This window comes from Sphingobium sp. UBA5915 (assembly GCF_002431195.1).
Lineage (GTDB): Bacteria > Pseudomonadota > Alphaproteobacteria > Sphingomonadales > Sphingomonadaceae > Sphingobium > Sphingobium soli.
Genome location: NZ_DJDV01000088.1, coordinates 32,000 through 57,945 on the forward strand (window position 1 = coordinate 32,000; position 25,946 = coordinate 57,945).

Below are 25,946 nucleotides of genomic sequence, written 5' to 3' on the forward strand. Positions count from 1 at the left end.
GCTGCGCGGGATCGCCAACTTTCCCACCTTCGGAGGCATTCATGAACGCCCTATCTTCTGCCCCGCGCCAGCAGGCGCAGCCTTATCGCGTCGATATATCCCGCGGGACCGTTGTTTCTCGCGTTTCGTCCGAATGGTTCAATCGCCCCCAGGATGAGCGCTATCTCTCGCTGAACGATCTCTACGCCAGCGTGCGCTCGCGCGCGGAACGGGCGACGACGCGGATCATCGAGAGCCGGACGGTGCGGGTCGAGGCCCGTAGCGACCAGCCCGAACGGCTTTCGCTCCTTCTTCCCGGTGACAGCGCACCGGTTGCACCCACCAACTGGTCGTTCGGGCAGCTGTGCAGCCTGGTTGGCGCCCCGGCCTCCTATCTGCGGCAACTTCCCGCCGCGCTTGCCGGCATCAACCTCCAGCATGGCCTCATCCGCCATCCGGCCGAGCATGTGAAGCTGCTCCAGACGCACGATGGCCGGGCCGAACTGCGGGCGGTCACCGGACCGGATTATGGTCGCATCTGGGATCATGAACTGGTCGCCGCGGTGATGAAGATCGCGGGCAATGGCACGGGCGACACAAGATGGAAGGTGCCGGGCGTGCTCGATTGGGGATCGATGACCTACAACCCCTGTGTCGATGTGACGAGCGACACGACAACGCTTTATGCTTCGGACAGGGATGTGTTCCTATTCCTGGTTGACGATCTCAACCCGATCGAGGCCGGCCGACTGCCCAATGGGGAGCCGGATCTCTATTTTCGCGGATTTTATTGCTGGAACTCAGAGGTTGGCAGCAAGTCACTGGGAATAGCCACTTTCTACCTCCGTGCCGTATGTCAGAACCGCAATTTATGGGGCGTCGAAAACTTCCAGGAAGTGAATATCCGGCACTCCAAGTTCGCGGCGAACCGCTTCGCGCATGAGGCAGCACCAGCGCTCGCGCACTTCGCCGATAGTTCGCCGCGCTCGTTCATCGACGGGATATCGGCGGCGCGATCAGCCATCGTCGCGCGCAAGGACGAGGATCGGGAAAGCTTCCTGCGCAAGGAAGGCTTTTCCAAGGCAGAGACCGCCAAGGTCATCGCGACGGTTCTGGCTGAAGAGGGGCATCCTCCGGCTTCGGTTTATGATTTCGTCCAGGGGATCACCGCGCTTGCACGCAGCCGCCCGCATCAGGACGGACGCCTGGAGCTCGAAGGCAAGGCCCGCAAGCTGCTCGAACGCGCTCGCTGAGCGAGCCGGCACCACCCGACCAAAATTCAAGGAGATTTGTCATGGCTCACATGACCACGACGCTGCGCGCCTATCGGATCGATGTCGAATTCTTTAGTGGAGGCGACCTGTTCGCTTCCGATGTCATTTCATTCGAGATCGAGGACGGGGCTGACGTCTGGACCGCGGCCTATCTCGCCGCGGAGGGTTCGACCTATTTCGACCTGCGGATTCCTGATCTTTCGTACAGCTTCAGCTTCGTTCCGAGTTTTCCCGACGATCCCGATCCAACATCGCCTGCCGGTGGCCTCAAACCTGTCTGCAGGGACTGCGGTTGCGACATGCTCGTTCGCGACGCCAGCGCAAGATGGGACATTCAGCGGCAGGCCTGGGCGATCTCCGGCGTCTATGACTGCACCTTCTGCGACCTCTGCAATGCGGAAAGCGATGATCTGGCTCGATGGGTGCCGGCGGGTGATCTCACACCCTTAGATCGCTTCAGCGCCGCCCTAGCAGACGCGCTGTCCTCTCCGGAACTCGCTTTCGACACCTTATTCCAGCTGTTCTGCGTCGATCACGCGCTCACCCACACGGTCGAAGACGCTCGCGCCGAATGGGTCGAAGCCGTTGGGCCGCGATTATCGGCGGACAGCGTAGACCGCCGTCCCGGTACAGGAGGTGATCATGCCTAGTCCGATGCCCGATGCGGCATATGTGCATCGCTTCAACGCGCGCCTTGTGAACTCGGCGCGCGTCGCATTGATACGCCTCGACGCCCATTCTGGGATGCTAGAGCTGAGGGGCGAAGAGGGGAACTTCCTCGACCTCATATCGCGCGACGCATCACGGGACATGGCCAGGACCGCATTCGGCCTCTACGCGCGTGGCTTCAGCCTCGGTGTCCAAGGGCGCGCGCGGCCATGGTAGACAGCATCGGATGGCCCTCAACCTCCTGGACATATGACGGAACAAGGCGGGCTAACATGTATTAATGTGCTGCCTGAGCCTGACTTCGTTGGGTAAAAGATGGCGAGCGATTACTGTTTAGAGACCGTCATGCAGAACATCTCCGCCCCAGATATTTTAATGCGAAAGCTTACCACTCACTCGCATTTATCGAATGCAGAATCGGTAGCAATTTCAGCGCTGTCCTTGCGGGTCATGAACTATGAACGCGGCTCATTTATCTCCCGGCAAACAGATTTCGCTAAGAACGCCTTCGTGATGCTGACAGGCATCGCGTGCCAGCAGCAGACGACGAGGGCTGGCACCCGCCAGATTTTGAGTGTGTATCTGTCGGGCGACGTCGCTAACGTAGATCCCGGCTTTGCTGAGGAAATGCGGGATGTCATCGCTATAACGCCAGTCATGGTAGCGCTGATTCCTCTCGATGCGCTGGACCAGATATTTATTGAATTTCCTAATGTTGGAGCCGCCTTTCGCCGAGAGGCAGCAGCTGAGCTAGCTCTGCTGCAATCGCGCCTGGTAAGTCTTGGACGATGTAATGCGAGGCAGCGTATAGCTAGATTTGCCTGCGAAATGGCTTCGCGACAAAGGGCGTCGGGTGCGAGCCAATCTCAATCCATTGAATGGCCTTGGACACAGGAGCAACTGGGAGATCTGACAGGGCTGACGGCGGTTCATGTCAACCGGATGCTGAAGAGTTTGCGGGAGGACGGCGTTCTCGCACTTTCCCGCGGTCGCCTTCAGATAACGGACTGGAACGCGATAGAGCTCGCAGCCGGACTGATTAGACATTCCCAGGATCAAAAAACGACCCGCACTTCACAAATGCCTGGCCGTTCTATTTCTTCGGCTGCCGCGGCCTGCTAAGAATCGATCCATATGAATAGGACGAATTGGTTTCGATGGGGTCGGCTGTCACCCTTCGATCATTGCCCTGATCCGCGTTGCGAGCGCTTCCATCGCGAATGGCTTGGTTATCATTTCCATTCCTGGTTCAAGGAAACCAGAGGCAAGAGCCGCATTTTCCGCGTAGCCAGTCATGAAGAGAATTTTGAGCTCAGGGCGCAGATCGCGCGCGGCATCAGCAACCTGTCGCCCATTCAGGCCTGGCAGCCCGATATCGGTCACCAGCAAGTCAATCCTACGTCTGGACTGAAGGATTTCGAGGCCCTTTGGCCCATCCGCAGCCTCCAGCGCCTGGTAGCCCAGTTCCTTAAGCTCTTCGACGATCAGCCCGCGGACGATCGGTTCGTCTTCGACGACAAGGACGACCTCGCCGGCGTCAGCCATGTGCGCGTCGGTTAGCTGAGGCGCGCGCTCATCCGTTTCCTCGGTGCCGCGGAAGCGGGGCAGGTAGAGCTTGAACGTCGTGCCCTTTGCGACCTCGCTGTAGATTTTTGCGTAGCCTTCAGACTGTTGCGCAAAACCGTAGATCATCGATAGACCAAGACCGGTGCCCTGACCGATCGGCTTGGTCGTGAAGAAGGGCTCGAATGCTTTGGCAATGGTGTCAGCATCCATGCCCACGCCGGTGTCGGTCACGCAGATGCAGACATACTGGCCCGGATTCACCCCCCGCTGGCGCGCAGCGTAGGCGCTATCGAGATGGGCGTTGCAGGTCTCGACCGTCAATTTGCCCCCATCTGGCATCGCGTCGCGAGCGTTGATCGCAAGATTGAGGATCGCGCTTTCAAGCTGATTGGGGTCGCATTTGGTAATCCACAATCCGCCGGCGAGAGCAAGCTCGAGCTCAATGCGCTCGCCCAGGGTCCGGCGCAGGAGATCCTCCATAGACGCTACGAGCCTATTGGCACGCACGGGCTTGGGATCGAGCGGCTGGCGCCTGGAGAAAGCTAACAGACGGTGGGTGAGGCCCGCTGCCCTGTTAGCGGCGTTAGACGCGCCGGCGATGTATCGATCGAGTTCGGTGACGCGCCCCTGCATCACGCGACGCTGTATAATTTCCAGATTCCCGGTGATGCCTTGCAGGATATTATTGAAGTCGTGGGCGATGCCACCAGTCAGTTGTCCGACCGCCTCCATCTTTTGCGACTGACGGAGCGCGGCTTCGGCGTCGGCCAGCGCGGCCGCGGCCTCTGCTGCCGCGGTTATGTCTCTGCCAAAGCCGTAGAAGGTGCCGCCCTCGGGCACAGTTGTCCATTTGATCAAGCGCTCATGACCGTCCTTGGCGCGCAACCGTGTCTGGTATTCGAGCATAGGCTGCCCGGCGGACAGCGTCCGCACCCGCTCGCCCCAAAAGGCTTCATCGTCGATCATGAAGTCTGTGCTGCGCTTGCCGAGCGTCTCTTCACGGGTCCAGCCGAGCGCCTTGGTCCAGGACGGGTTGACGTCGGTGATGTAACCCTGGCTGTCGGTGACCACCTTTAGGATAGGAGACAAGCTCCAGGTCCGATCCCGATCGCGCAGAAGTTGGCGCTCCTGCGTGATATCCCGCCCGACGGCGTGAATGCGGTCGGCATCTGGAACTGCAGTCCATGCGAGCAACCGATAATCGCCACCATTCGTGCGATAGCGGTTTTCAAAAGCGAGCGTGGTCACACCGCGAGAAAGCTTTTCCACCTCTTCCTGCGTGCTCCTGATGTCATCGGGATGGAGGAAATCTCCCAAATTCTTTCCGACCATTTCCTCTTCGGCCCATCCAAGGAGGCGCCGCGCTGAAGGATTGACCGCTGTGATGACTCCATCGAAAGTGCATACCAACATAAGGTCGCGAGATATCGACCAGAGGCGATCGCGATCTGCTGTACTCTCGGCCTGGCTGAGCTTTTGTTCGTGAATATCTGTGTTCGTACCAATCCACCGGATGATACCGCCGGCATCATCACAAATCGGTACCGCCCGCACCAAATGCCATCGATAGCTGTCGTCAGCCCCGCGGATGCGAAATTCCGTTTCATAAGGCTTCGCCGAGCTTAGTGAGGATCGCCATTGCTCGGCCGCCGCGGATACATCATCGGCATGGACGATTGCCGTCCAGCCATTCCCTATCAGGTCTCGCTCGGAAGCACCGCTATATTCCAACACCCGGTCATTAAACCAATCGAGATTCCCATCGGGGGTTGCCGTCCAGATATGGCTGGGAAGCGCCTGCGCGAAGGTCCGGAACTGCGCTTCGCTGGCACTGATCGCCGCCTCGGCCCGCATGCGATCGGTGACGTCGATGCCCGACACGAAGATGCCAGTAGTCTCGCCTTTTTCGTTTGCGACCGGTTGATAGACGAAATCGAGACGGCGTTCGAGCGAGGGATCGTCAGGTGACCCCTCAAGCCGAAATGGCGCTCCTGTGGCCTGGAACACTTCCCCGCTGGCATACACCTCGTCGAGAATGGCCACGAAATTTTGCTGCAAGGCTTCCGGCAGCACCTCGACGATCGGTCGGCCGATCACCTCTCTGCCGCCAACCAAGGCTTGATAGGCCGGGTTGGTCATCAGGAACCGATGCTCCGGGCCTTCCAGCAGGGCCATGAAGCTTGGACTATGCTCAGCCATTTGAAGCAGCTTGCGGCGCTCGTCAGCGATACGTTCATTCGCAAGCACGGCCTGCGTGGTCTCCAGGACGATGGCGATAACGCCCAGAACGGAACCATCATCGTCAAAAGCCGGGGAATACTCGATATCAGTCCAGAGGCGGCGGGGCGTGCCGTCGCGGATAAGGGTCAGCTCCTGATCCTTGTAGGAGAGTGTTCCCCCACCCTGATAGACCTCCCGCATCACGTTGGCGTTGAATTCGGCAACCTCGTGCCAACCTTGAAGGACATCACTTCCCAGCAGGCTAGGGTGCCGGTCGCCCGCAAACGCGCGATAAGCGTCATTATAGATCATGATGCCTTTAGGACCCCAGAGCGTGACGATCGGGGCTTGCGAGCGCAGCACGAACGCCAGATTCGCGCGCATCGCCGCAGGCCATGTTGCGATAGGGCCGATGCTGGTTTTGGCCCAATCGAAATCCGCGATGATGGCACCCATTTCACCGCCGCAAGCGAGAAATTCCAAAGCCTTATGATCGCCGCCTGAGTTCATAGATCTGACTTCTGCCCCCCAAATTCATCCATCAGGCTTTCGCGCCGTTTGACTTTCGCGCCACTCGCAGCGCGCGCGCGAGACCATCAGCGGTGTAGGGCTTGTGAAGCAAGTCGAAACCGTGCGTCCCTTCCGCCGCCAGGACATGACTATAACCGCTGGTAAGAACCACCGGCAGGTCGGAAAAGCGCGCGCGCAATATTTCGGCAAGCTCGATCCCCGACATGCCGGGCATGACAACATCGGTAAAGACGATATCGAAACGCTCGGGATCGGCTTCGATGAGAGCCAGAGCATCCTTGGCGCTCGACACCCAGATATTGCCATATCCCAGGTCGCCGACCAACTGGGCTGCAAATTCACCGACTAGCTGATTGTCCTCAACCAAAAGGACACAGCGCTCCTGGCCCGGTTGCGGCTCGGTCGGCGGAGATACGTCAACCGGCCGGCTCTGCGGCTTTTCCTGCGCATGGGGAAGATAGAGGATGAAGGTCGCGCCTTTGTCGATCTCGCTTTCGATACTGATTTCGCCTCCGGACTGCTTGGCAAATCCGAACACCTGGCTGAGCCCGAGGCCGGTGCCGTGTCCGACATCCTTGGTGGTGAAAAACGGTTCGAAGATCCGTGATATATCGGCCTTTGATATGCCACCGCCAGTATCCCTGACGAGGACCGCTATAAACTTGCCCTGGACCGCGGCATGGCCCCGTGTTGCGGGTATGCCGTCACGCTCCTCGACAACGATTTGCAACCGTCCTTCACCGCCCATTGCATCACGGGCATTCACGGCCATGTTTAGCATCGCGGTGTCGAACTGAACCGGATCTGCCTCTACCACACATGGCTGGCACCGGATGTCCAGTTCGAGCGTCACGCGTGAACCAGATACACTGCGAAGCATTTCCTCGTCCTTGCGAAGGCGCTCGGCGATATCGAAGGCTTCGGCCTGCAACGGTTGACGCCGGGCAAATGCTAGTAGCTGATTAGTAAGCTTTGCCGCCCGCTGCGCCGTTTCGGCGATCGCATTTACATATCGCTCGCGCTTGTCCTCCGGAAGGTTGGGTCGCTTCAGCAGGTCGATGCTGCCGAGAATAACTGTGAGGAGATTATTGAAGTCATGAGCCACGCCGCCCGTCAGCTGGCCGATAGCTTCCATCTTCTGGCTTTGGCGCAATGTCTCTTCGATGCGCTCACGCTCTGCAACTTCGGCCTGCAGGCTCCGCAGAGACTCTGCCAGCGCCTCACCCTGGTCCGTCACCGCATGTTCGAGTGAGAGGTTAAGTTTTTCGAGCGTAGCGCGCGCCTGAGCCTCATTCTCGACGTCGATGCATGTTGCAATCCAGCGAAGAATACGGCCGTCATCGTCGGTCTGTGGCAGCGCGCGACAGGAAAAGCATCGGTAGGTGCCATCCTGCGCCGCCACAGGGAAGGTTTGGTTGAACGCCGCCCCTGAACCAACCGCTTCCGACCAAGCCGCCTGGGTCTTGTCGCGATGATCCGGGTGAATCGCGTCCAGCCAACGATTGCCGAGCAAATCCTCGTCTCCGCGGCCGGTATATTCGCGATAGCGCTCGTTGATCTGAACGATATGCCCGTCCGTATCCGCCTGGAACACAAAGCCCGGTAGCGCATCGGTAAGAGTGGCAAGGCTGCGTTCAGCCTCGCGCTCGCGGGTGCGATCACGGACGATCTTCACAAACCCCGGTTCGCCTTGAAGCGGCATCATGAGACCCGAGCCCCAGAATCTCGACCCATCGGCGCGCATGTGGAAACGCTCGTCGAGCGCGCGACCCTCTTGCGCCGCACGGCTCATTTCATCTTCCGGCGATCCTGCGGCCTGATCTTCAGGGGTGAAGAAAATCCGCCCATGTTTACCTAACGCCTCTTCCGGCGACCACCCCAGTAGATTGGCCGCGCCGGGGTTCCAACTGGTTATGCGCCCATCGGCAGCGAGGGTAATAATGGCAAAATCTGTCGAGCTTTCGACAATACATTGGGCAAGAGACGGGTCGATCATCGTTCTGGTTGTTTCACTCGGCTTGAAGTAGATGCTGGCTGCGCCGCGAGCGTTCTAAGGCCCGCACGAACAACTTCGCTTGCGTTGGAATATAGTCCGGATGCGACCTGATCCGATATGAATCGGTCCAGCTCGCGGCTGAGCGAGATCGTGCGTATTTGGCGACCTGACATGCATACCCCCGGCATTGTATGACAATGCAATACACATAAAATGGCTGCGGGTTCCTCCTAAGCCGTCAATTACAACGGCGATCTGGGTATCGGTCGGATGCTCGATGCCGACGAATTTGGGGCGCGCCTCAGCCGGGGCGCAAACAGGTGGACTGTCAGGTGACGGAATACTGAAGTGGCGGACCGCTCTGGCGAGACAATGATAAGCAACGTGGAGATGGTGAACCATCGGGTGACCCATAATCTGGGTCAACGGTCGCGATGGCGGTGAACACACGGTCAATTATCCTCAACTTGGCCATGATCGCTGAAGTGAGCGAATATCCGGGTAAGTGGCACCGCGATAAATCGGATCAACTGCCCGTCTCGCTATGGGGCGCTGCGACGGCCTTCGATTCTGGAGATTCGCGCTGACGCAGGAAAATCGAAAGCACGACCAGGACGGCGGTCGAGAGAAACTCGCTTTGCCAGTTCTGGAAAGACTCAAACCAGAGTTGCGGGTCGCCCAGGTAAGCAAGCGTGCTCAACGGCACCTCACGATGTTCGATTGCGTTCTGCGCAGCGACCTGGGCACTTTGGGTCCAGTGAATAACGAAAGAAATCAGAAACAGTGCGAACAGCGCCAAGCCGAGCGATCGCGCATATAGTGCGCGCCACATCGCACCCCCACGTAGCACAGTCGGGGCGCCGGGCTTTAGTGCCTGCTTATCCAGATCTTTGTCGCGTGGCTGCGCATCAGGATCCTTGGATTCAGCCGATCCACGCTGAATCAGAAAGGCTGTCAGGACGACATAGGCGGACATTTGAAGGAACTCGCTTTCCCAATTCTCGAAAACCGAGGATAGGAATTCTGGGCTCGACGTATAAGCACTAAGGCTCATCGCGGCCTGATGGTGACGCTGTGCATCCTCGGCCGCAACATGCCAGCCCGCGAGCCATTGACCCGCTATGCTGCCGACAAAAAGCAGCAAAAGGACAATTGTCAGCCCATTATCGCGCAGCACCCTCATCCGACGTCTCCCTCAGCCTGTTCTTGTGTGCTGGAACGCAGGTGGAACGATTATGGTTCTTTTCCTGTAACGCAGCCAGTTCGCCATCCAGTTGCAAGAGGACATCGCTTGTGAACGCTGCCGAAATGGTGCGTGGGACACCATTTTCGTCCGGTGGGTTGCCGTGTTCAGCAACCTTTTCCCCTCAGGCCCCAATTCAAGCCTATTGCGCACTGACCGGGCCTCGTGACCCGGTCAGATCCAAAATTTACGCCGGCATCAGATTGACGGCCGTTGGCTTGGCCGGCGGCAGCGCGCCGGATCCGGCTTGCGCCTGCAACTCGGATTTTCGCGCCAGCATGAGGTCGCGAAGGGATACGAGATCGACGTCGGTCTTGCGGCACTGCGCGAACATGCCCTCCGACTGCATCTCCTCTTCATGGACATGGTGCTTGATCTCTTCGGATAGGACCTTGACCTTAGCATCGTAGAAATCGTCGTCGGGGCTTCCGGCTTCAATGTCGTTGATCAACACCTTTGCACCGTCATGCTCGACATAGGCTTCGTCCAGGGTGTCGTCCTCGATCTTCCCCCGGAACGCGGGGTAGAACAGCTCTTCCTCGATCAGTGTGTGAATTTTGAGCTCTGTGCAGATTTGTCGCGCGATCGCCTGCTTCTTCGAGGCGGATTTTGTCTTTTCGAATTGCTCAAAAAGGTCTTCTACCTCCCGGTGATCGGCTTTGAGCAGTGCGATCGCGTCAGTGAAGCTGTCAGCCATGGTGAAACTCCTCTTGTTCGCCCCCGCTGCTAAGTTCTCCAAACCTACTCTCGTTCCAAGCGAACGACTCGCAAGAGCCGGCCCCCTGGGGACGGCGCACCACAATCGTCGCCAGATTGGCGGCAATTTTCTGTCCCGTTAATAAGAATGGCGAGGGGGATCCCGGATTTGTCCGGCTCTTTGGGTCGACGGCCGGGCGGAAGCCCGGTGCGAGGCGGGCTCCTTCGGGGCCGACGGTCGCGCCGGACGGACGCGCCGCGTGTGAGAGGGGAGAAGGATCTTGGAGAGTGTCGCTTTCGGATGGTCGAGAGCGGAACTTCCAAGGAGTTGAGGTTATGAATATCGGTGAAATCAAGCCCGTGAACGGTCGTCTTATCGGTCATATCGCGACCCGTTCGATCGACTTGCCGCGGCTTGGGCTCAGGCCTGTCGAAAGCACCAATGAGCGCGCGCCGGTCTTCGAGATCGTCGCGCTTAACGTGGGGCAGCGCTGGGTACAGATCGGTGCGCTCTGGGAAGCGACCGCCAACAAGACTGGCGAATGCTTCCTCCAAGGATCGCTCGATGATCCGAGCCTGGCCGAACCGCTGCCGATCGCTTTGTTCGGTAGCGATGCTGAAGGCTATCGGGTCGCATGGCGGCGCCGTGATGCGCTGAGCGGCTTTGGCGGCGGCCAGCGTTCGGAACGTCCGGGGGTGGGCGGCGAGGCAGTGGGCGGGTTCGGCGCGAGCACAGCCGGCATGGATGGCAGCTACATGGGCGGTAGCGATTTCGACGATGAAGTGCCTCACTGAGGTCTTTGTGCGTCATGGGCCGGGGGAGCAATGGCTTCCCCGGCCTTTCTTTTTGTCTGCCAATTTTGGAAAGGATGCGCATCATGGCTACCGCCCTGCGCCACAGCATCGATCGATTTGCTGACTTGCCCGCCCTCTACGCACAAATGATCGCAACGCCGGAATATCAGGCGGCTTTTGGCGACCCAATGCCGCTTACAATCGCCGAGCCTGGAGACGCGCCTGCGGAGCATGAGATGCCCGAGCCGATCGCGGCCCAGGCTGAATGCGGCGGGATTATCGCTGCGATCTTCGACCTCTTTACCGGTACCCGTTTGGAGCCTCTGGCACCTGATATCGCCTGGGGTTTCGTCAACAGCTTCCACTTTCTCGCGGGGGAACTCGAAAAGCGCGAGGATGGCTATGCCAGGGAACTGGGGGAGCTGGCGCGAGACCCTGAAGGGAGCGAGATCTATGCCCGTTCGCTCGAAGAAAAGCAGCTTCAGTGTCAGTCGGTCGCCGAGCAGCGGCAGGCCATTGAATGCATGCGCGACTATGCCGCGGAAATGTACCGGGCGCAGTCAGGCTGGCCCTGGTCGCCGGCCAAGGGCACGCGAGCCTCTTCTGCATCGAGCGCCAGCCAGATCGCTGCGGTCGACTTCCTGCGTGCCCGTCAGCTGGAGCAGCGCGAACGTCACCTGCCGCAGGGGCCGGTGGTCGTCGTCACCGGTCCGGCCGACTGGCATGATTGGCAGGCGATTTGGGCACGGCTTGACGCCATCCATGCACGGGTCTCCCATATGACTTTGGTCACCACCGGGCAACGCCGCGGTGTGGATCAGATCGCCGCGGCCTGGGCGGCTCGCACCGGCGTTGAAGTGCCCGTCGTGCGCTATGGCCTATACGGAACCGGGCGAAAGACCGCTTTTACCCGCAATCGCAAGATTCTCGATCTGAAGCCCGTCGAGGCAGTGCTCTGCGAGGGCTCGGGTGTGCAAGCCAATCTCTACCAGTTGCTTCGCCAAGCCAATGTTCCCATCCATGCGTTGCGCAAGGCGGACCAGGCGGCTGACGCCGTCAAAATCCCCACGCGCGCTTCCCGCGGCAGCCATTGAAGGAGGGTGGCATGGCAATACCTGACTATCTTAGCGCCAATTTCCAGTCGCTCCTTCGGGCAGCGGAAGATGGAAACCTCGCTTTTATAGAATGCCAGGACTCAGCGTCAGGGGACCCGCGTTACGTGATCTGCGCGGTCGGGCGGGAGGAGGGGGCCTATCTCATGACCCCTTTCGGCCACCTCGCGGAAGGTAACCCTTACGACGCCTACCGGGCGCTGACCTGACAGCGGACGACGAAATCCAAATTTACCTTGGGACCGCAGCCATTCGGGCGCGCGGTCCTTTTTTTATCGACGCGGGTGTCCGGGGCGATGTCAGAAGGGCGCTTGGGCACATGTCGCGCGAGGATCATAGCGCTCCAGGGGGCATCGAGCCCCCTGGAGCGCTGCCACACTTCTTCTCTCAAGTCTTTTAATCTTGGCACGGGGACAGCGCCGGCCTCAAGGATGACGGGGCCCCACCATTTTTTTCGGCAGGCAGGCGGCAGTCCGTCCATGCTGGCGGGGGCGCGTGCCGAAAAAAATCGTGACCCCCATCGCCGCTTCGCGGTCGGGGCTGCGCCCCGATCCTTGACCCCGTCACTCGGAGCCCGTGCAGGGGGAAGACCTCTTTCAATCACAGGAGGTTCTCATGACCAAGGCATTCCGTTCCGTCCGCAGCTTCACCGAGATTGCAGCGCTCATTGCGGACGAAAGCGCGGTTACGTCCGACAGCTTTCTAGCCGCATTCGAAACGGACCTCGATGGCGTCCGGGTCAGCAGGGACGACGAAGAGCGCACTGCGCAGATGCCTGACGCGACCGAGGTTCAGCTCGCGGTCGAGTTGATCGTCACGACGCTCTTCGATGTTCTGCGGGACAGCAGGATGGAGAAAGTGGCGGGACGCATCGCGTGGGGCATCGTCCACAGTTTCCACCGAGTGAGCGATCGGGCAGCGGGACAAGCCGACGGTGCTGCAAGACAGATGCGCGACCTTCTCCGGCAGGCGGACGGCAGCGAAATCCACGCCGTCGAGCTGGAGCGCGCGCAGGAGGAACTGGCGTTTCTCGATGAGGCATCGGATGCACTAGCCTGCATGCGGGACCATGCCGCGGCGGTGTATCATAACGAAACCGGTAAGCCCTGGTCTGCGCCAAGGGCGACGCTGGTGTCCTCTAAACGGACAGCGAGCGTCATCAACGGGACGGACTATCTGGCCGCGCGACGCCAGCGCCGGATCGGGCAGTATCATCCTGAAGGCCCGCTGGTCGTCTTCTCGGGCGGCAGCCAGTGGGCAGATCCCGAGCCGATCTGGAAGGCGCTCTCGCGGGCCAAGGCGACCCGGCCGCAGATGGTGCTGCTCACCACCGCGCAGAATAGCGGCGGCGATGCGATTGCCGAGGCATGGGCGGCAAAGACCAAGACGCCGGTGGTGAAACTGGGCATCGACAAGGGGAGGTGGGGGAACCGAGCCGGGTTCGTACGCAATGACCAGATTGCGCGGCTGCGGCCTGTCGAAGCGATCGTCGCTGAAGGAAGCGGGGTTCAGGCTCAACTGGTAAGGGTTATGCGCTCCATCGGTGTCGCGCCGGTGCTCCTCTCACTCTATGGCGGCCCGGCGCACTGGGCTTCCTGAAGTCATGCGGATATGCGGGAGCGGTCGGGTTCAGGCCCGATAGCTCCCGCTTTTTTGTCTGTCGCTCTATGTCGTTGCCCTCGAGGACAGGCGCTGCGCGCCCGTCCCGTCGGACAACGATGCCGCGCTCTTAAGGAACGCGGGCCTCCCGCGCGCGGCTACGCCGTGCTCGTCACAGGGACGCCCTACGGGCGCTTTTCCGGTTGAGATTTCGACGTCGTTGGAATGCCTTTCAGTGCAGTGATTGAGGCTGGCCCACCCGCCCGTATCGCGTTTTGGAGAAGGTCGCGAAAGTCTTTTTCGCTGAGCCTCTCCACCTCCATGTCGCTCAGGATAGAGGCATATTTGCTGCGCAGAGCGCGGCGGGCGTCCAGGATCTCTTGCGCGATTTTCGTTTGGCGCGCTTCGAGGTCGGCAAGGCGGTCACGGTCATTCAACTTTGGCATTGATCATCCTTTCACGTCGGATGGTCTGCCCGCCAATTTCATTATCAAGGATCATGCCCATGAACGCAACTCGTTGTGCCAATCAGAGTCTCGGCTGGCTGCCGCCGGGAAGAGAAATCCCCTCCGGGGTGCCCCGCGCCTTCCGGCACGAGGCAGCGCAGCGGGGCGAGCCCGCTGCGAAAGGGGTACTCACGCCCAGGGCGTTTTGTAATGCACCGTACGCACGGGTGCTGCGGGCGCGAATCGCGAGGTTTTCCGCGGGTTTCGGCAAGGTGCCAGCCGGTGCCGATGTCGCTTTCTTCATCGGTAGCTGGTACCAAATGGTCACCATATGAAGGCAATTCAGGGCTAAGTGCCTGATAAGCTTTGGCACCATGTCGGTGCCGCACTTCCTCATCGTAAGGCGTTGAGATCCCCTGTAAATAGGCGTATAACGACCGGGCTTCACCCCATCTGGACAGGCATCGAACAGGAGTTCGGCGTTTGCCCAGGATCAATATCAGATTGAAGGATGCTCTTTACGAGCGCCTTGTCGCTGGCGCCCGATCGGCGCGGCTCAGCCTCCCCGAATATGTCCGCGACATCCTCGATCGCTTCGAAGGCATCGATGCCGGCGGCTATCATGGTCGCTTCGATGAGGTGCAGGCGACGCTCATTCAGGTCTTCGCTATATTGGCCGCCTCGGTCGGAACGCGGCGCCCCGACATTCTCCAGAAGGGCATGGACGATGCCCGCGCCCTGCTCCTCGAAAGGGGGCTGCTCGCGCCCGAGGATGGTGCACTATGAGCATCTTCCGCAACGACACGCTGGGCTCCTGGACCCGGGGTGGTCAGGCCATTGTCCACAATGTCAGGATGACCACCCAGGTCTTTTTCCAGACCTCGCTTGCGGGTCTCGCGATCTGGGTTGGCGGCATCATCTGGTATGTCCTCGAAAAATCCAGCGACTATCAGCGCTTCGTCGCGATGAAGATCGCCGAAGCTACGCTGAAAAGCGACGTGCCGGGTGGGGCGCCGATCCTGTTCAGGACCCCGGCTGGGCGCCAATATTGGACGAACTCGGACGCGCTGCTGGCCTCCCCCATCGCGAAGAAGACCATGCAGGCGATGGAGCAGCATCTGATCTATGGCGCGGGGCTGTCAGGTGCCTTTGCCGCGCTTATGCTTCTGTGGGCCTGGTTCTATTTCACGCGAACGGGGAAAGGGCTTGGGTCCAATCAGTTCATTCGCGGCGCCCGGTTCGGGACGGCACGGCAATTGCGCCGGCTGTTGTGGCGGTCGAAGCGGGGAAGCTTCGCTATCGGCGGTGTGCCGGTTCCTGAAGAGTTTGAGCCTGAGCATATATTAATCTGCGGTGCGCCGGGGACGGGCAAGACCAACATCATCGTCAAGATGCTGGCGGGAATGCGTGGGAAGGGCCGCCGGGCGATCGTGTTCGATACGGCCGGCACCTTCGTCGAAAAATTCTACCGGCCCGGGCATGACATATTGCTCAACCCGCTCGACGCTCGAGCCGACAGCTGGTCCCCTTGGGTCGATGTGCCGCGCGACTATCATTATGATCAGATCGCGGAGTCCACGATACCAGATAAGGGCGGCGATCCCTTTTGGGCGAAGGCGGCGAGGGGAACGCTGGTCGCCGTCTTCCGCAAGCTTGCGAAGAACAAGCAGATGCTCGTTTCGGTCTTGCTCGACACGCTACTGCGGAGCCCTCTGAAGACGCTGGCGGCCTTTGCGGAAGGGACGGACGCCGCCGCCTTTATTTCGCTGGAGGGAGACCGTACGTCCGCGGGCATTCGCGCCGAACTGGCCTCTGTCATGCGCAGCTTCTCCTATCTTGACGACACACTGGACGGCTTCTCGGTGCGCGACTGGGTGGCGAATGAAGAGGATGACAGCTGGCTTTTCATCACGGTGAAAGCCGACCAGCTTCCTTCTCTGCGGCCGCTCGTCACCGTCTGGCTCGACATCGCGATCAGCGCGATCATGAGCCTTCCGCCCGACCAGAAGCGCCGCCTCTATTGCGTCATCGATGAGCTGCCTACGCTTCAGCGCCTGCCCTCGCTGAGCGACTTCCTGGCGCGCGCCCGCAAATATGGCGGATGCGGCATATTGGGGTTCCAGTCTTATCCGCAGCTGGAGGCAACCTATGGCATCCAGGATGCGGCCGCGATCACCGGATACTGTTCCACCTGGGTGGCGCTACGAGCGAACGATACCCCCACGGCCAAGCATGTGTCCGAGAATTTGGGGCAGGTCGAACAGGTCGAGGCCAATGAGGGCATGTCCTATGGGGTCAACGACATGCGGGACGGCGTCAATCTCTCCCGTATGCAAGTCACCCGCCCGCTGGTCATGCATACCGAGGTCACGAACCTCCCCAACCTGTCGGGATTTCTCCGGTTCGGAAGAAATCTGCCCGTCGTCCATTTCCGGGATCGGTACAATGGGCTGCCAACGATTGAGCCGGCGTTCGTCGAGCGAACGGAACCTGCGAGGAGGTTCGAGGAGGGCAACGCTCTACCCCACCCCGAAAAGGTGTCGCAGAAAAAGCGCCGTCGCGCCGGGAAGGAAGCGCCGCCCGCGCCGCAGCTGCCCTTGGACGGCAGCTCACCCGAAGAAGCAACTGCGGGTGAACCGCCTGCGCATAAGGGCAACCAAATTCCGAAGCAGGATGGGGACAGCTCGAACGCCGAACCGCCCAAGCTCCTTGGGCCAAGGAGTGGTTTCAACCTCCACAAGCATAGCCGTTCCAACGGTGAGCGTGACGATGCGAGGCCGGCATGATGCATCCGCGCCGCCTCAAGGGCTCCCCGGGCAACATCGCCCGCTATTACACCGTCGGGGACTATTACACGAAGGGAGATGCGGAGACATCTTCCTGGGGCGGAGCGCTCGCTGGCGAGCTTGGTTTGCACGGAGAGGTGGATTCCGCGCAGCTTAATGCGCTGCTCAGCGGCGCTGTCGAGGACCAGCAGTTAGGGCGTCGGCGTGCAGACGGGATCGACCACCATCCCGGATGGGATTTTGCGATCAGCGCCCCCAAATCCGTATCGATCATGGCGCTTGCCCTTCGCGATGAGAGGATGGTCGCGGCGCATGAGAAGGCTGTCGACGCAGCGCTTTCCTATCTTGAAGAACATGCCCAGCTGCGCCGCCGGGAAGAAGGGAAAATCGTTCATGAGACGACGGGGCGGCTCCTGTGGGCACGCTTTACTGAGCATGCCAGCCGCGAACTCGACCCCCATCTGCATACCCATATCGTGATCCTCAACATGACGAACCGCGATCCGGGCAATCCGATGGCCAGTCTCGAAACGCGGGCCATGTATGCCGAGCAGATGGCCAGCGGCCAAATCTACCGTAACGCCCTTGCCCACCATTTGCGGGAATATGGATTTGAGATCGACTTCGATCCGCGCCAAGGATTGTTCGAAATCAGGGGCGTCCCAAAGGCATTGATCAAAGAGATGTCGCAGCGTGCCGAGCAGATCAACGCTCATGCCGCTGAGCATGGCCTTTCCGGGCAGGCGGCGCGTAGGCAGAGCTTCTATCAGACGCGTGGCGCAAAGGTGAAAGTCGGGCTGAACGAGCTGCATGATCGCTGGGATGCGCGGCTCATCCCTTATGAGCCCAAACTTGCAGCTGTCCTCGCCCAGGCCATGGAGGCTGGTGAGCGCCCCGTCCCGGTTGAGCCCGCCGACGCAGCGCGGGCGGCCCTGTTTGGGATCAGGCAATCGGAAGGGCGCGAGGCGGTCAATCCACTTGGTCGCGTCATTGCCGTAGGCCTTGCCTCCCATGTGGGAGAGGTTCGGTTCGAAGACCTGAGACCGCTCCTGATTGACCATGAGAGCCGCCGCAAACTGCTCGCTACTCGGGGGCAGACCGGCGACGCAATCCTCACGCGTGGGCGAACCAGCCGCAGGACGGTAAGGCTGGAACAGGCGCTGACCCAGCATCTCGCGCTCTCGCTGGGAGACGGCAGACAGGTAGCCAGCGCAGACCGGCTGCTGCCCGTTCTGGAAAGCGCTGGTCTATCCCCGGCGCAGGAGCAGGCTCTCGTGCACATGGCATTGTCAGGAGACCGGATAACGGCCGTGCATGGCGTGGCCGGGGCCGGGAAATCCATGCTGGTTCGCTCACTCAAGAACGCCGCGCATCCGGGGATGGTACTGACGGCGCTTGCGCCGACATCATCTGCCGCCGCTGAACTGGGTGATCGCGCGGGGATTGCATCTCGCACCGTCGCCAGCCTGTTGGCGAGTGGCGGGCATGGCCTGAGCAGCAACGATGTCCTGGTCCTCGATGAGGCGGGCCAGCTCGGAAACCGCCAGGCGCTGCGGGTGCTGGAGATCAGCCGTGCGACCGGTGCGAGACTTATCCTGCTTGGTGACAACCGGCAGACCGGCGCGATCGAACAGGGAAAGGCATTCTGGCTGATGCAGAAGCTTGGGCTCGCGACCGCCGAGCTGGTTGAATCACGGCGGCAGGAAACCAGGGCGATGAAGCTTGCTGTCACCCAGGCTCGCGCCGGTGATTATGCCGGTTCGCTGGACCATCTCGATAAGGTGGTCAGCGGCGGAGACGCGGAGGAACTGGCCAAGGGGCTGGTGAGGGAATGGACGCGCCTCAAGCCTGAAAGCCGAGCAACCACGAATATCCTCGTTCTGGAGAATGCGACGCGCCTCATCGTCAACAGTCAGATCCGCGAGACATTGCAGCGGGAAGGCGTCGTTGCGGCCGAGGACACCCGGCTCGCGGTCCTAACCCCCGCCGGGCTCAGCGACCAAGAGAAGCAGATGGCCCGCTTCTATTCCGGCGGCCAGGTTCTGAAATTCAACCGCGATCAGGTCGGCGCTGGCCTGGCGCGCGATGGCGAGTATCGGGTGGTTTCCGTGGTGCGCGATGCGAAGGGCCGGCAGCTTGTGCGACTGGCGGATGAGCAGGGGCGCATCCACAATTGGAATCCGCGAACCAGCAAGGCGGCGCACGTGAATATATTCCTCTCCGAGCATCGCAACCTCGCCGCTGGTGATCGCATCCAGTGGCGGCTCGCGACCAAGGAGCTTGGTCTCAAAAACGCCGAACGCGGAACGGTGGAGCGGCTCGATGGCATGGTGGCGACGGTTCGCTGGGACCGCGGGGATCGGGTCCAGCAGATTGACCTTGGACGCCACTCCACTTGGGACCATGGCTATGCCGAGACCGTCTATTCCGCCCAGTCAAAGACCTATGACCGCGTCTATGTGCTGGCCCCTGTGGCGTCCCCGCTTGTCAATGGACAAAACTTCTACACCGCCATCACGCGAGCCCGTTACGGCGTCAAACTCTGGACAGAAGACCCTAAGAAGCTCATCGCGAAACTCGAAGAGAGGTCGGGCGAGAAGACATCGGCGCTCGAAGGTTTGGGCCGTCTGGAGCGCGATCACAACAGGCGCTTTGCCGCACGGAACGAGGCGCGGTTGAAGGGAATGAAGCTCGAACAGGTTGAGGAGCGGCGGAAGGCAGAGGGAAGGGCGCTCGCGCGCAAACTTGATCAGCGAGAGCCGGACCGCGGAATTGTCGGACGTCTTGCAGGCGATGCCCGCTCACTGTTCGAGACGCTCGACCGTCATTTGCAGACGCTGGCCGAGAATCGGCAAGCCCATGCGCCCAAGGCGGAGGACCTTGCCACAGAGCGGAACATTGGGGAGCGATCGCATGATCACGATCGGTAAGCGGACAGCCGCCCTGATGATACTGATCATCTGGCAATCGGATTGTCTTGCAGCACCGTCGGGTCATAATGCAGCCGATGAACGGAGGGTCGCCCATTGCATCAGGCAAGCAGCGGGCGGACAGAAATGGCTCGAAGTGACCCTGTGGGGGCTGCGCGATCAGGAAGGCGGTTGGATCGGCGCAGCGGTTCCGAACCGCAATGGGAGCCACGACCTCGGACCTCTCCAGATCAATAGCTGGTGGGTGCCAAAAATCGCAGCAACGCTTGATCGTTCACCGGAGGAAGTTCGCCATTGGCTGCGTTACGATCCATGCTTCAATGCCCACGCAGCCCGTTGGATTTTCGTCGCTGCTCTGGCATCGACGGGCAGCTATTGGAAGGCGGTGGGCGTCTATCACAGTCCGAGGTCTGATCGGCAGAGGCGATATGCCCGCAGCGTAGCGGAACATTTGAAGCGCCGGTTTGGTGTAACGATTTTCTCATCTTTCGGCGCGGGGGGCATTGGAGGAAGAGTTCGTTGAGCGAACAAAATGATCGGCGCCCCCGGTCATCTGAGCCTGCCGCAACGGTATTCAGGAAAAGCGAATGTGACGCTGTGCAGTGCACATTTTCGATTCGGAGTTCATTCAACCAGCCCTTTTCCGGGCACCTTGCCGGCGTGCCGCGCTGGCGACACCGTGAGGCGTCAGGGTCAGGACCTGCGGCTCTTTCAGTAGGTTTATGTTCCTCGTAAACGGTGAGGCCTCGCCGCGCGCGCATTTCGCCGCCCCATACCTGTCAGCTTTGGACTTCCAATTCCGCATAGTTCCGATAGATTGAGAAGGCTTCATCCCATTTGGCAGACTCCAACAAGGAGACCTTCTGCCGTGCGTAAGAGCCTGCCAAGAATTAACGCGCCACTTCCTGTCGAGAAGTCAAAGCCACCTACACTCATTGATCCCATCAGCGTAAGGATCGCGGTAGCGGTGACAATGACGGGGTTAAGCCGGTCCCGCCTCTATGAGCTGATCAAATCCGGTGAGTTGGAGATCGTGAAAGATCGAAGTTCGACTTTGATCATGGTTGCAAGTTTGCGTGAGGCGATCGAGCGACGGCGATCACGCTAAAGCCCAGACAAGAATGCGGAGTGGGGCTCAGGCAGGTGTAGCCTCGCGCTGCACAACGCTGGTCAACTGAGCCAGCGGCGAGGCACTACGCCGCAGTTCATCAAGAAAAATTTTTCCAAGCGCGTCCTACACAATCCCAGACGGTCAAAAGGACAAGAAATAGGCAAAATGGTATTTTGGGGCCAACCTCAAGAGCTAAGTCATTGAAAAGATTGGTGACCCCTACGGGAATCGAACCCGTGTTTCAGCCGTGAGAGGGCCGCGTCCTAACCGCTAGACGAAGGGGCCTTGGGGCCGCTTGGGCGGCCGGCAGGGGGAGCGCTTTACCAGTCCTGGGCGATGCGTCAAGAGAAAGCCGTGTCGCGGCGATCAGCGCTCCATAAAAAACCACCCCATGCAAGCATGGGGTGGCCTAGGTTCAGGGAGGAGACGCCTCCAAAGGGGGAGGCGCCCATACGGCACACCCGAAAGGGGGGCAGGTGCGCCGCATGTTTGAGAGATAGGATAGTGACGGTCGCCTTTCAAGAGGGAAGCGCCGTCCCACCTACCAAAGTCGTATGCCCCGGTGATTTCCGTCCGGTTCTCAGTTCTCGGCGGACACCGGCGCGACGGGCGCGGGCGCGTTGATCGGGCCCTTGCCCAGATTGATCTGCGCTTCGAAGATTTCGCGCATCAGCTGGAGCGAAAAGAGATGCGCGTAGATCAGCGGCAGCATGCCGCTCTGATTGATCTTGCGCAGCTGATCACCGCGCAGGTCGCGCAGCTTTTCCTCATTCACCATGCGGAAACCGCGATAGACGAAGGGCTGGTCGGCGATCGGGGTCTGGATCGACACTTCGCCGTCCATCAGCAGGTCCATATCCTGCAATTCCTTGACGAACTGCCCGGTACGAGCCGCAGCCTGCTCGAAATCCTCGCAGAATTTTAGCACACCCTGCGTCAGTTCGCTGGGCTTGCCATCCTCGAACAGCGGCGTGCCTTCATCGAACGCGCCCAGCGCGGGACTGGTGGGGTCGAAACAAAGCGACAGTTCCTCGCTGTCCGGGCGCAGCTTGGCCAGCATCCAGGGGTAACGGCGAACATAGGCTGGGACATAGGCGGGGCCGCGCAACTTGCCTTCGTCATCCAGGAAGATGTTGACGCCTTCGTTCAGGCCCATCAGCAGCAACGGAACGGCATCCGCTCCGGCCGAAAAGATGATGGGGGCAAAACGCTGTGCCGTCACGAATTCGTCGATCGTCAGCGGAACCGCGTGCTGGCTGGTCAGGAACGGCGCGGAATCGACGCTGCGGCTCTTGTAATCGGCATGGTCCATCGTGCTGAGCGGCAGCAGGTCATTGTAGAAGATCGGCAGGTTGTTCGTGGGCGCTGTGGCCATGATCAGGTCCATTCTCTCAAATTGCGGCGTTCGGCGCCGCGGTCGGAAATATTGGGGCAGGGCGATAATGGGCTTGCCGCCCCGGTGCAATCGCTTTGTCGGCGCTAAGCCGGGCCGGTCGCGTGGTCAGCTTCTTCCGGCAGGGGGATGAGCTTACCGGGATTGAACAGCCCCTGGGGGTCGAAAGCGGTCTTGATCGCGCGCAGGGCGGCAATCCGCGCCGGGCTGGAGAGCCGAGCCAGTTCCGCGCGCTTCATCTGGCCGATGCCATGTTCGGCCGAGATGGAGCCGCCCGCAGCCACGACCGCGTCATGAACGAAGGCGTTGATCGCCTGACCCTGCGCCGCGATCCAGGCCGGACCATCGCTGGTTCCCTTTGGCGCGCGCACGTGGAAATGCACATTGCCATCGCCCAGATGCCCGAAGGAAGAGGCTGTGGTGCCGGGGAAGGCGGCCTCGGCCGCCGCGGCCGCTTCAATCATGAAGGCCGGCATCTTCGCGACGGGCACGCTGATGTCATATTGCAGCGCCGGCCCCTGCGCGCGCTCGGATTCCGAAAGCGATTCGCGGATCCGCCAGAAGGCTTCGGCCTGGGTTTCGTTGGTGGCGATGGCTGCATCGATGACGATTCCCTGCTCCATGGCCTGCGCCAGGGCGCCTTCCAGCCTTTCGCCAGGGCCCGGATCGGAAAGATCGGCATGATCGATTTCGATCAGAACGTGCCAGGGCGTGCGTGTCTCGATCGGCGATCGGGTACCGGGGATATGCCCCAACACAAATCCCAGGCTGTCGTCGGCAATGACCTCGAACCCTTCGATGCTGTCGCCCAGTGTCGCTTCGGCCAGGCGAAGCAAGCGCAGCGCCTGTTCGGGGCTGTCGACGCCCGCCCAGCCCACCGCGCGCGTGGCGATGGCGGGCACGAGGCGCAGCGACGCGGCGGTGACGATGCCAAGGGTCCCCTCCGCACCGATCAGCAATTGCTTGATGTCATAGCCGCGATTGTCCTTCTTGAGCGCGTCCAGCCCGTCGAAGATACTGCCGTCGGGCAGCACCGCCTCCAGCCCATCGACCAGCGCGCGCATCGTGCCATGACGCAGCACCTGCGTCCCGCCAGCATTGGTGGACACAAGCCCCCCGATCGTTGCGGAGCCTTTTGCGCCCAGGCTTAAGGGAAAACGTCGTCCTTCCGCCCGTGCCGCATCATGCAGGACACTCAATATCACCCCGGCTTCGCAGACCGCGACATTGTCCTGCGCGGACAGGCTGCGGATGCGGTTCATCCGCCGGAGGGACAGGATGAGGGCGGAGCCGTCGGCCGGTGGGGTTGCACCGCCCACCATTGATGTGTTGCCCCCTTGTGGCACCAGCGGCACGCCCAGTTCGGCCGCCAGCTTCACCGTCTCAGCGACAAGGTGCGTGGAATCGGGGGAAAGGATCGCGGCGGCGGCGCCATGATACCGGCCGCGCCAGTCGCTGACCCACGGCGCGATGTCGTCCATATTGGTCGTGACGCCCTTGGGGCCGAGCAGCGCGGTGAAGCGATCTATGATGTCTTGTCCAATCATGGGATAGGCTATGCCCCGGAATTCATCGACTGTTCAACCATCGTGCGTTAGCGTCCCCATCCCATAAAGGGGTCCGACTTGCTTCATTCCGTGCTGCTGCTACTCGCTGCGCCCGCCGCAGAGCCCGTGCAATGGGCGCAGATGACAATCGAGCGCCGCGTCATTATCCGGGTGCCGATGGCGCGCAAAGGCAAGGCGCCGCCCCGTGCCGATCCGCACGCGCGTGACGATTGGGACGAAAAAAAGGGTCCGCGCTGCATCGCCCTTCGTTCCATCCGCAGCGCAAGCATCATCGTGCGTGAGGGCGTGGACCTGCTGCTGGCGGATCAGCATCGTTACCGCGCTCGTTTGGAGCGAGGATGCGATTCGGCGGGCTTTTATTCTGGTTTTTACGTCGAGCCGCATGACGACGGGTCCATCTGTTCAGGGCGGGATGAATTGCAGGCGCGTAACGGCATGACCTGCCAGATAGATAATTTTCGACGGCTGGTACCCGCTGACGGTGACGATTAACGCATCATCTGGCCTCAATCTCTCTGTATTTCTTGACATGGGCGCGATATTTCCGCAATGCGCGGCCGATTTCCGTGCTGCGGACGCGTAGCGCGCATTTTCCTCCTGTCCCGGACCTTTGAATGACTTTTGCCGATCTCGGCCTTTCCGATGAATTATTGAGGGCCGTTACCGAATCCGGTTACGACACGCCTACACCCATTCAGGCGCAGGCGATTCCGTCGGTGTTGATGATGAAGGACATTATCGGCATCGCTCAAACTGGTACGGGCAAGACCGCCAGTTTCGTGCTGCCGATGATCGACATCTTGGCGCATGGCCGCGCCCGCGCACTGATGCCGCGCAGCCTGATATTGGAGCCGACGCGCGAGCTTGCCGCGCAGGTGGCCGAGAATTTCGAGAAATACGGAAAATATCACAAGCTTTCGATGGCGTTGCTGATCGGCGGCGTGCAGATGGGCGATCAGGTCAAGGCGCTGGAAAAGGGCGTCGATGTGCTGATCGCCACACCGGGCCGGCTGATGGATTTGTTCGAGCGGGGCAAAATCCTGCTCAACGGCTGCAACATGCTGGTGATCGACGAAGCGGACCGGATGCTCGACATGGGGTTCATTCCCGACATCGAGCATATCTGCACCAAATTGCCGGCGCAGCGGCAAACGCTGCTCTTCTCCGCGACCATGCCGCCGGTGATCAAGAAACTGGCCGACCGCTTCCTCAGCAATCCCAAGTCGATCGAGGTCGCCCGCCCGGCGACCGCGTCGACCAATATCGCGCAGCATTTGGTCAAGGTGGATGCGCGCAAGAAGCGCGAAGCGCTGCGGGCGTTGCTGGACGGACAGCAGGTGCAGAGCGCCGTCATCTTCTGCAACCGCAAGACGACCGTGCGCGAACTCAACAAGAGCCTGCAACGCGACGGATACAAGTCTGGCGAAATCCATGGCGACATCGATCAGGCGTCGCGTATCGCCGAGTTGGAGCGGTTCCGCGATGGCACGGTCAATATTCTGGTCGCATCGGACGTCGCAGCACGGGGCCTTGACATCAAGGGCGTGAGCCATGTGTTCAATTTCGATGCGCCCTGGCATCCGGACGATTATGTCCACCGCATCGGTCGCACCGGCCGCGCGGGCGCCAAGGGGGTGGCCTATACTTTCGTCACCAAGGACGACGCCGAAGCGATCGACAATATTCAAAAGCTGATCGGCACGAAGATCGACTATGCCGACTTTGCCGGCGAGACGACGGACGCGGAACCCAAGGCTGAGGGCAAGCCGGCCCCAACCAGGACGCGTCGGGCCGAACGTCTGGACGAACAGCGGAAGGATCAACGACGCGAAGAGCGCAAAGCGCCCGCGAGCGGCCAGCGCCAGTCCAAGATGCCCGAAGATGGCCCGGACGAGGGTTGGAACGGCCCGGTTCCCGAATTCCTTTCGGTCGGGTTTGACCATTGATCGTTGCGTAAAGCCGGCCGAACAGTAGTATTTCCGTCATATTCGGTGCGGACTTGTAATAATATGGCGCTATGGATTCGCTCCCA

At 60.6% G+C, this 25,946-nt stretch carries 21 protein-coding genes and 1 tRNA gene; 13 read left to right on the forward strand and 9 right to left on the reverse strand.

Annotated elements, in window-relative coordinates; all coding sequences use genetic code 11:
* The first annotated feature begins 41 nt into the window (after positions 1 to 41).
* From B2V90_RS14720 to B2V90_RS14730, 3 genes are all read left to right on the forward strand, one after another.
* Positions 42 to 1,232: a DUF932 domain-containing protein gene (locus B2V90_RS14720; protein ID WP_293921992.1), complete on the forward strand. Its 1,191-nt coding sequence runs from the start codon at positions 42 to 44 to the stop codon at positions 1,230 to 1,232.
* Between the two features lie 41 nt (positions 1,233 to 1,273).
* Complete coding sequence (locus tag B2V90_RS14725) at positions 1,274 to 1,903, forward strand: hypothetical protein (RefSeq protein ID WP_293921994.1); 630 nt, start codon at positions 1,274 to 1,276, stop codon at positions 1,901 to 1,903.
* Positions 1,904 to 2,267: 364 nt separating this feature from the next.
* Complete coding sequence (locus B2V90_RS14730) at positions 2,268 to 3,044, forward strand: Crp/Fnr family transcriptional regulator (protein ID WP_026109575.1); 777 nt, start codon at positions 2,268 to 2,270, stop codon at positions 3,042 to 3,044.
* 48 nt (positions 3,045 to 3,092) lie between these two features.
* On the opposite strand, the gene B2V90_RS14735 is transcribed toward B2V90_RS14730, so the two are convergent.
* The 5 genes from B2V90_RS14735 to B2V90_RS14755 form a co-directional block, all read right to left on the reverse strand.
* Positions 3,093 to 6,218: a hybrid sensor histidine kinase/response regulator gene (locus B2V90_RS14735; protein WP_026109576.1), complete on the reverse strand. Its 3,126-nt coding sequence runs from the start codon at positions 6,216 to 6,218 to the stop codon at positions 3,093 to 3,095.
* Between the two features lie 31 nt (positions 6,219 to 6,249).
* The gene (locus B2V90_RS14745; protein WP_038293050.1) at positions 6,250 to 8,235 is read right to left on the reverse strand and encodes a hybrid sensor histidine kinase/response regulator; all 1,986 of its coding nucleotides are present in this window, start codon (positions 8,233 to 8,235) and stop codon (positions 6,250 to 6,252) included.
* Entirely contained in the window at positions 8,232 to 8,423 is a 192-nt protein-coding gene (locus B2V90_RS23185) for a type II toxin-antitoxin system ParD family antitoxin (RefSeq protein ID WP_373562054.1), read from the reverse strand. Before B2V90_RS23185 ends, B2V90_RS14745 begins: the two co-directional genes overlap by 4 nt.
* Positions 8,424 to 8,761: 338 nt before the next feature.
* Positions 8,762 to 9,418, reverse strand: a complete 657-nt coding sequence (locus B2V90_RS14750) for a DUF6766 family protein (protein ID WP_026109577.1) — start codon at positions 9,416 to 9,418, stop codon at positions 8,762 to 8,764.
* Between the two features lie 247 nt (positions 9,419 to 9,665).
* Complete coding sequence (locus B2V90_RS14755; RefSeq protein WP_017503021.1) at positions 9,666 to 10,175, reverse strand: hemerythrin domain-containing protein; 510 nt, start codon at positions 10,173 to 10,175, stop codon at positions 9,666 to 9,668.
* A 335-nt stretch (positions 10,176 to 10,510) separates the two neighbouring features.
* Here B2V90_RS14755 and B2V90_RS14760 point away from each other — a divergent pair, with 335 nt between their 5' ends.
* From B2V90_RS14760 to B2V90_RS14775, 4 genes are all read left to right on the forward strand, one after another.
* Positions 10,511 to 10,969 (forward strand): DUF736 domain-containing protein, encoded by a 459-nt coding sequence (locus B2V90_RS14760; RefSeq protein WP_017503022.1) that lies wholly within the window; start codon positions 10,511 to 10,513, stop codon positions 10,967 to 10,969.
* An 83-nt stretch (positions 10,970 to 11,052) separates the two neighbouring features.
* Positions 11,053 to 12,063, forward strand: coding sequence for a DUF2493 domain-containing protein (locus B2V90_RS14765; RefSeq protein WP_293921997.1), 1,011 nt, complete (start codon positions 11,053 to 11,055; stop codon positions 12,061 to 12,063).
* Between the two features lie 11 nt (positions 12,064 to 12,074).
* On the forward strand, positions 12,075 to 12,290 hold the full coding sequence (locus B2V90_RS14770; RefSeq protein ID WP_026109578.1) for a DUF6117 family protein: 216 nt from the start codon (positions 12,075 to 12,077) through the stop codon (positions 12,288 to 12,290).
* Between the two features lie 406 nt (positions 12,291 to 12,696).
* The gene (locus B2V90_RS14775) at positions 12,697 to 13,680 is read left to right on the forward strand and encodes a DUF2493 domain-containing protein (protein WP_038292990.1); all 984 of its coding nucleotides are present in this window, start codon (positions 12,697 to 12,699) and stop codon (positions 13,678 to 13,680) included.
* A 185-nt stretch (positions 13,681 to 13,865) separates the two neighbouring features.
* Here B2V90_RS14775 and B2V90_RS14780 read toward each other — a convergent pair whose 3' ends face one another.
* The gene (locus B2V90_RS14780) at positions 13,866 to 14,126 is read right to left on the reverse strand and encodes a hypothetical protein (RefSeq protein WP_017502403.1); all 261 of its coding nucleotides are present in this window, start codon (positions 14,124 to 14,126) and stop codon (positions 13,866 to 13,868) included.
* Between the two features lie 483 nt (positions 14,127 to 14,609).
* On the opposite strand from B2V90_RS14780, the gene B2V90_RS14785 reads away from it, so the two are divergent.
* Genes B2V90_RS14785 through B2V90_RS14800 form a run of 4 tightly spaced genes read left to right on the forward strand, consistent with a single transcriptional unit; the run spans position 14,610 to position 20,365 of the window.
* Positions 14,610 to 14,912, forward strand: a complete 303-nt coding sequence (locus B2V90_RS14785) for a hypothetical protein (RefSeq protein ID WP_026109438.1) — start codon at positions 14,610 to 14,612, stop codon at positions 14,910 to 14,912.
* Positions 14,909 to 16,912 carry a type IV secretion system DNA-binding domain-containing protein gene (locus B2V90_RS14790; protein ID WP_017502400.1) on the forward strand — a complete coding sequence of 668 codons (2,004 nt, stop codon included), beginning with the start codon at positions 14,909 to 14,911 and terminating at the stop codon, positions 16,910 to 16,912. Before B2V90_RS14785 ends, B2V90_RS14790 begins: the two co-directional genes overlap by 4 nt.
* Positions 16,909 to 19,842: a MobF family relaxase gene (mobF, locus tag B2V90_RS14795; RefSeq protein ID WP_017502399.1), complete on the forward strand. Its 2,934-nt coding sequence runs from the start codon at positions 16,909 to 16,911 to the stop codon at positions 19,840 to 19,842. The genes B2V90_RS14790 and mobF overlap by 4 nt, the downstream gene beginning before the upstream one ends.
* Positions 19,826 to 20,365, forward strand: coding sequence for a lytic transglycosylase domain-containing protein (locus B2V90_RS14800; protein ID WP_230461472.1), 540 nt, complete (start codon positions 19,826 to 19,828; stop codon positions 20,363 to 20,365). Before mobF ends, B2V90_RS14800 begins: the two co-directional genes overlap by 17 nt.
* Positions 20,366 to 21,163: 798 nt before the next feature.
* On the opposite strand, the gene B2V90_RS14805 is transcribed toward B2V90_RS14800, so the two are convergent.
* The 3 genes from B2V90_RS14805 to B2V90_RS14815 form a co-directional block, all read right to left on the reverse strand.
* A tRNA-Glu gene (locus B2V90_RS14805) sits at positions 21,164 to 21,238 on the reverse strand.
* A gap of 295 nt (positions 21,239 to 21,533) precedes the next feature.
* Complete coding sequence (locus tag B2V90_RS14810; protein WP_228220377.1) at positions 21,534 to 22,328, reverse strand: SapC family protein; 795 nt, start codon at positions 22,326 to 22,328, stop codon at positions 21,534 to 21,536.
* A 104-nt stretch (positions 22,329 to 22,432) separates the two neighbouring features.
* A complete protein-coding gene (locus B2V90_RS14815; protein ID WP_228220376.1) occupies positions 22,433 to 23,893 on the reverse strand; it encodes an FAD-binding oxidoreductase in 1,461 nt (486 codons plus the stop codon).
* Positions 23,894 to 23,971: 78 nt separating this feature from the next.
* On the opposite strand from B2V90_RS14815, the gene B2V90_RS14820 reads away from it, so the two are divergent.
* Together B2V90_RS14820 and B2V90_RS14825 are read left to right on the forward strand one after the other, a co-directional pair.
* Complete coding sequence (locus B2V90_RS14820) at positions 23,972 to 24,406, forward strand: hypothetical protein (RefSeq protein WP_009821331.1); 435 nt, start codon at positions 23,972 to 23,974, stop codon at positions 24,404 to 24,406.
* Positions 24,407 to 24,528: 122 nt separating this feature from the next.
* Positions 24,529 to 25,860: a DEAD/DEAH box helicase gene (locus tag B2V90_RS14825; protein ID WP_228220375.1), complete on the forward strand. Its 1,332-nt coding sequence runs from the start codon at positions 24,529 to 24,531 to the stop codon at positions 25,858 to 25,860.
* Positions 25,861 to 25,946: the final 86 nt, after the last annotated feature.